The sequence below is a fragment of the Sphingomonas sp. CCH9-F2 genome, from assembly GCF_001556735.1.
GTDB lineage: Bacteria > Pseudomonadota > Alphaproteobacteria > Sphingomonadales > Sphingomonadaceae > Sphingomonas > Sphingomonas ginsenosidimutans.
In genome coordinates, this window is sequence record NZ_LSJO01000502.1 from 1 (window position 1) to 5,241 (window position 5,241).

A 5,241-nucleotide genomic window follows, 5' to 3' on the forward strand; every position below is an offset into this window, starting at 1 on the left:
GCCCGCCGCCACGCCGCCACGCCCCGGCGTCCAACGCTCTTGCTTTGCCCGCTGCTGCGATGCAGCGTCCCGCCGACCTTGCGGGAGCCCGGGCTTGCCTTTTCTCATCAGTCCCGTCCGCTTCATGCTGCATTATGTGGCGGCGCGACCGTGGATCTTCCTGTTGCTCGGCGTGCTGGTCGCCGGCGCGTCGGTCAGCTCGATCGGCGTGCAATATGCGATGAAGCTGTTGATCGACGCGATGACCGGCACCGACCGGTATCGGAGTCACGTCTATGCGATGCTGGCGGTGTTCCTGGGTTTCGTCCTGCTGGAAAGCCTGCTGCAACGCGCCGCCGCACTGACGCTGGGCCATGCCACGGTGGTGTCGGGGGTGGGCATCCGGCTGGACATGGTGGATTACCTGACCGGGCACCAGATGCCGTTCTTCCAGAACCAGCGCGCGGGATCGCTGGGGCACCGCATTTCCGGGCTGGCGGGCATCTTCGGTGCGATCGTCCACCGCCTGCTGCAGGAAGTGACCCCGCCGCTGATCGCCTTCGCGGGCGCGATCATCATCTTCCTGACGATCGACGTGCGCATGGCGCTGGTGCTCGGCGCGATCTTCATCGTCGTCACCGTCGCGCTGGTGCTGCTGGGGCTGCGCGGCCACGTCCATCACAAGGCGTTCGCCGAAACCGCCGGCACGGTCGGCGGCGAGCTGGTCGACCTGATCGGCAATATCTGGGTGGTGAAGGCGTTCGCGGCGCGCCAGCGCGAGCTGTCGCGGCTGGAAAGCTTCCTGGACGACGAAGCGACCGCGCAGCGGCGCGGCTGGTTCTTCGTCGAACAGATCCGCGGGCTGCACGATCTGGTGCTGGCGGTGCTGGTCGGCGGCACGCTGATCTGGGCGATCGGGCGCTGGTCGACCGGCGCGATCTCGACCGGTGACGTCGTCGTCATCAGCACGATGACCTTCCGCATCCTCCACGGGTCGCGCGATCTGGCGATGGCGCTGATCGATACCAGCCAGCAGTTCAGCTACCTGCGTGAGACCCTGGACATCATCGGCGTGCCGCAGACGCTCAGCGACGCCCCCGACGCCGCGCGGCTCAGCGTCGGCGAAGGGCGGGTCGAGCTATCGCATGTCACCTTCGGCTATGATCCGCGCCACCCGATCCTCCACGACCTGTCGCTGGAAGTGCCCGCCGGGCAGAAGGTCGGCATCGTCGGCCCGTCGGGCGCGGGAAAATCCTCGCTGTTGCAAATGATCCAGCGGTTCCACGATCCGCAAATCGGCAGCGTGTCGATCGACGGGCAGCGGATCGACCGGGTGACGCAGGAATCGCTGCGCGACGCGCTGGCAGTGGTGCCGCAGGAAGTGCTGCTGTTCCACCGTTCGGTGATGGAGAACATCCGCTTCGCCAAGCCCGATGCCAGCGACGCGGACGTGCACCGCGCCGCCGAGGCCGCCGGCTGCGACGATTTCATCCGCCGCCTGCCGCACGGCTATGACAGTATCGTCGGCGAACGCGGCACCAACCTGTCCGGCGGGCAGCGCCAGCGGATCGGCATCGCGCGCGCCTTCCTGAAGAACGCGCGGATCGTGCTGCTGGACGAGGCGACGTCCGCGCTCGATTCCGAATCCGAGCTGGAGGTGCAGAACGGGCTGGAGGCGCTGATCGAGAACCGCACCGTCATCGCGGTGGCACACCGCCTGTCGACAATCGCCAATTTCGATCGCGTCGTAGTGGTCGATCAGGGCCGCGTGGTCGAGGACGGGCCGCCGCAGCAGCTGCTGCGCAACCGCGGCGGCGCGTTCCGCCAATTGTGGGTGATGCAGGTGGAGGGGCTGGACCGCGCCTCGAACATCTCGCTGGCCGGCGAACGGCTGCGCCACATGTCGGAACGCAGCCGCGAACAGTTGCAGCGGATGGTCCGCCGCGCGTGGCCGGGGGCGGCCGACCGCACCTGACCCGGCGTGTGTGTAGGCGGGGTGTCACCCCCCGCGGCGCGCCTCGATGTAACGGCCGACATTCTGCGCCAGCACGTCCAGCGGCACGTTGCCGCCGTCGACCACCGCCTGGTCGAAATCGCGCAGGTCGTAACGCGCGCCCAGCGCCGCCTTGGCGCGGTCGCGCTGCGCGTTGATCTCGATCTGCCCCAGCTTGTACCCGCACGCCTGACCGGGCCAGGCGCAGTAGCGGTCGATCTCGCTGCGCGCATTGCTGTCGGGCAGGCCGGTGGCCGCGACGAACGCGGCCAGCGCGCGCTCGCGCGACCAGCCCATCGCATGGATGCCGGTGTCGGTGACCAGCCGCACCGCGCGCCACGACAGTCCCATCAGATACCCCAACCGCCCGGCCGGATCGCCGTCGTACATCCCCAGTTCGTCAGCCAGCTGCTCGGCATAGAGCGCCCAGCCCTCCGAATAGGCGTTGAACGCCAGGATCGATCGGATCAGCGGCAGCTGCTGAGCATATTCGCCCTGCCACACATGGCCGGGGATCCCTTCGTGGAACACCAGATCGGGGATGGTGACGCGGTTGTGGATCGACGGATCGCCCAGATTGACCCACACGCGCCCCGGGATCGACCCGTCGAGCGACCCCGGCCCGCCATAGGCCGCGGGTGCGCCCGCTTCCTGCGCGGCGGGCATCCGCCGGATTTCCAGTCGCCCCGCCACCAGCCGCCGGAAGGCACGCGGCAGCTTCGGGCGAATCGCGTCGATCTTGCCCTGCATATAGGCGACGATCTGCCGCCGCCCCTCGTCCCCGTCGGGAAAGGCGATGCCGGGGCGGCGCTGCAACGCGATCGCGCGCTCGGCGACACTGCCCTGCGTCAGTCCGAAGCCCTTCAGGATGACGTCCATCTGCGCCTGCAGCGCCGCGACCTGCTCGATGCCGATGCGGTGGATCTCCTGCGGGCTGCGCCGCGTCGTCGTGCCCGCGCGCAGGCCCCAGGCATACCATTCCGCGCCATGCGGCCGCGCGCCCATCCCCGCCGCATCGGTGGCGACCGCACGCTGCGCGCGGATCTCCGCCAGCTGGCGCTCCAGTGCCGGGACCACCACGGTCCGTGCGATCCGCGCCGCGCGCGCCGGGCCGTTACCGCCCAGCGCCGCGCCCTTGCGCCGCAGCGGGCCGACCAGCGGGCCGTCGTCGGCCGCCGCCCCCGCGATCGTCCGCGTGATGCCTTCGATCGTGCGGTCGAGCAGGAAGGACGGCGGCACCAGCCCCTGCCCGCGCGCGGCACGGATACGCACCGTTTCCCCGTCCAGCTGGCCCGCCATCCCCTCGACCCGCGCCAGATAGGCATCGACGTCGGCGGCATCGCGCACCGGCTGGTCGCCTTCCAGCACCTGCGGCACATCCAGCCACGAACCGACATTCTGGATCACCGCATAGGGGGTGTTGCGCCAGTCGCCGATCGTCGCCACGCCATAAGGCAGCGCCATGCCGTCGCGCGCGGTGCGAAACGCGCTATCGACCACCGCCAGGCTGGTCGCGGTCGCCGGGTCCAGCCCCGCGCGCGGCACCCTGGCCAGCGCGGCGATCCCCTCCTCCACGAAGCGGCGCCGCTTCTCCATTCCGGCGGGCGAGCGATCCTCCAGTCGCCCGCGCAGCGCCGCATGTTCGCCGGTGTCCACGCCCAGCCGCGTCGCATCGCCCGGTTGCAGCTCCAGCAGCTGCCACGCCAGCCGGTCGAGCAGCGCCGCCGCGTCGCCCGCGGGGGCCGACGCCGCCTGCGCGGGGAACTGGGTCAGCAGGGCACCGGCCGCCAGGCCGGTCAGGGTGTCGCGCCGCGAAGGCCGAAAGTGCGTCATCCCGCGCAGCTTAGCCGCGCCGCCGGGCCGGTCAAACCCGCGCGGGCGGCGCGCTGTCCTCGGTCAGTTCGACGACATCGAAGTCATAGCGCCGCCACCCGCGCTGGCGCGCCGCATCGGCGGCCGCCTCGCGCTTGCCGCGCGCCTCCTTCAGCGACGCTTCATGGCCCCAGAACACCTCGGTGGCGCCGTTTTCCAGCACCGCGACGATCCGCCAGTAATGCGTGAACGGCGCCGCGGTCGGCCCGATCGTCTTGACATAGCCGTCGGGCAAGGTCGCGGTCAGGTAGCGTTTGCGCCGCGCCACCGCGCTCAGTCGCCGCTGTGCTGCGGCATCGCCAGCGCCTGAACGCGCAACCGGGGGAACACCGCCTCCAGCGGCTTGGTATCGGGCATGACGTAGACATAGCCGCCCTTGCGCCGGAACGCGGGCGACAGCGTCTTCGCGTAGAAGGCGCGCGGCACGTTGATGCAGCCGAAGGTGATGCGGTTGTCGTCGGGCGTCGGCGACAGCATCCGCTCGCGCCGCCGCTCCGATCGCGCGGCATCGGCAGGGATCGGATGGATCGCGACCGAATTGGCATAATCGACCCACAGAATCCGCTCGCGCCCCAGCGCCAGTCCGAACCGCGCCAGATAGCGGCCGGCGGGCGTGGTCTTCTCGGCCGGGCCAATCTGCGCCAGTGTCTTGGCACCGACGCCCGGCGTGGCATCGTCGCCCGGCGCGATGCCGATCAGCACCGGCTCGGCCGCCAGCGCACGCCCCTTGGCATCGAACAGAAAGATCGCCGCCGACAGCTTGTCGACGATGGCATAGGGCAGGCCGTGATTGTCCTTCGCCGCCGCGATCCATTCGGCAACGCGCGCGGCGCCTTCCGACGGAAGGATGACGGGCGCGGGGGCCGGCGCGGGCCGGGCCGCTGCCTTGGGCGTCCGGCGCGGCGCGGCGTCGGCCGCCTCCATGGCAATGGCCGGGGCGAACGCTGCCGCCCCGGCCATCATCCAGCCGAGCATCGTGGGATGCCGGATCATTCCTGCGCCGCGATCAGTGGCGCGGACGCTTCGGGCGCGATTCCTGCGCCTGCAACCGCTGCTCCACGCTGTCGACGCGGCCATTCAGCTGGTCCAGCCGCTGCCCGTTGCCCTGCGACTGCTGCGATGCCGCCTGTGCCTCGGCCAGCGCGGACTTGGCGGTCGCGTCGGTCGCCTGGAGCCGCGTTTCGAGCGAATCGACGCGCTGGCTGACCGGCGCGATCTGTTCGCGGACATAGGATTTGGTGGCACAGCCGCCGAGGGCGACGGCCCCCGCCAGGACGGCGATCGGGGCAAGCTTGGACGCAGTACGATACATGACTGTTTTCCGTAATGGTTAACCAGTCGTAACAACCAAGCCGAGCCGTGGCGGGGCAACAATGCGGATTGTGACCGTCCGTGCA

General features: G+C 70.2%; 5 protein-coding genes. 1 reads left to right on the forward strand and 4 read right to left on the reverse strand.

The genetic code is table 11. The features are described from left to right. Positions 1 to 94 precede the first annotated feature (94 nt). Positions 95 to 1,954 carry an ABC transporter ATP-binding protein gene (locus tag AX685_RS14255; RefSeq protein WP_066489831.1) on the forward strand — a complete coding sequence of 620 codons (1,860 nt, stop codon included), beginning with the start codon at positions 95 to 97 and terminating at the stop codon, positions 1,952 to 1,954. Positions 1,955 to 1,978: 24 nt separating this feature from the next. Here AX685_RS14255 and AX685_RS14260 read toward each other — a convergent pair whose 3' ends face one another. The 4 genes from AX685_RS14260 to AX685_RS14275 are packed head-to-tail and all read right to left on the reverse strand — an operon-like array spanning position 1,979 to position 5,156. Further along, the gene (locus AX685_RS14260; RefSeq protein ID WP_066489833.1) at positions 1,979 to 3,805 is read right to left on the reverse strand and encodes a DUF885 domain-containing protein; all 1,827 of its coding nucleotides are present in this window, start codon (positions 3,803 to 3,805) and stop codon (positions 1,979 to 1,981) included. Positions 3,806 to 3,836: 31 nt separating this feature from the next. Beyond that, positions 3,837 to 4,112 (reverse strand): hypothetical protein, encoded by a 276-nt coding sequence (locus tag AX685_RS14265; RefSeq protein ID WP_066489835.1) that lies wholly within the window; start codon positions 4,110 to 4,112, stop codon positions 3,837 to 3,839. Between the two features lie 5 nt (positions 4,113 to 4,117). Then, complete coding sequence (locus tag AX685_RS14270; RefSeq protein WP_066489837.1) at positions 4,118 to 4,837, reverse strand: hypothetical protein; 720 nt, start codon at positions 4,835 to 4,837, stop codon at positions 4,118 to 4,120. Positions 4,838 to 4,850: 13 nt separating this feature from the next. Next, positions 4,851 to 5,156, reverse strand: a complete 306-nt coding sequence (locus tag AX685_RS14275) for a hypothetical protein (RefSeq protein ID WP_066489838.1) — start codon at positions 5,154 to 5,156, stop codon at positions 4,851 to 4,853. Positions 5,157 to 5,241 lie beyond the last annotated feature (85 nt).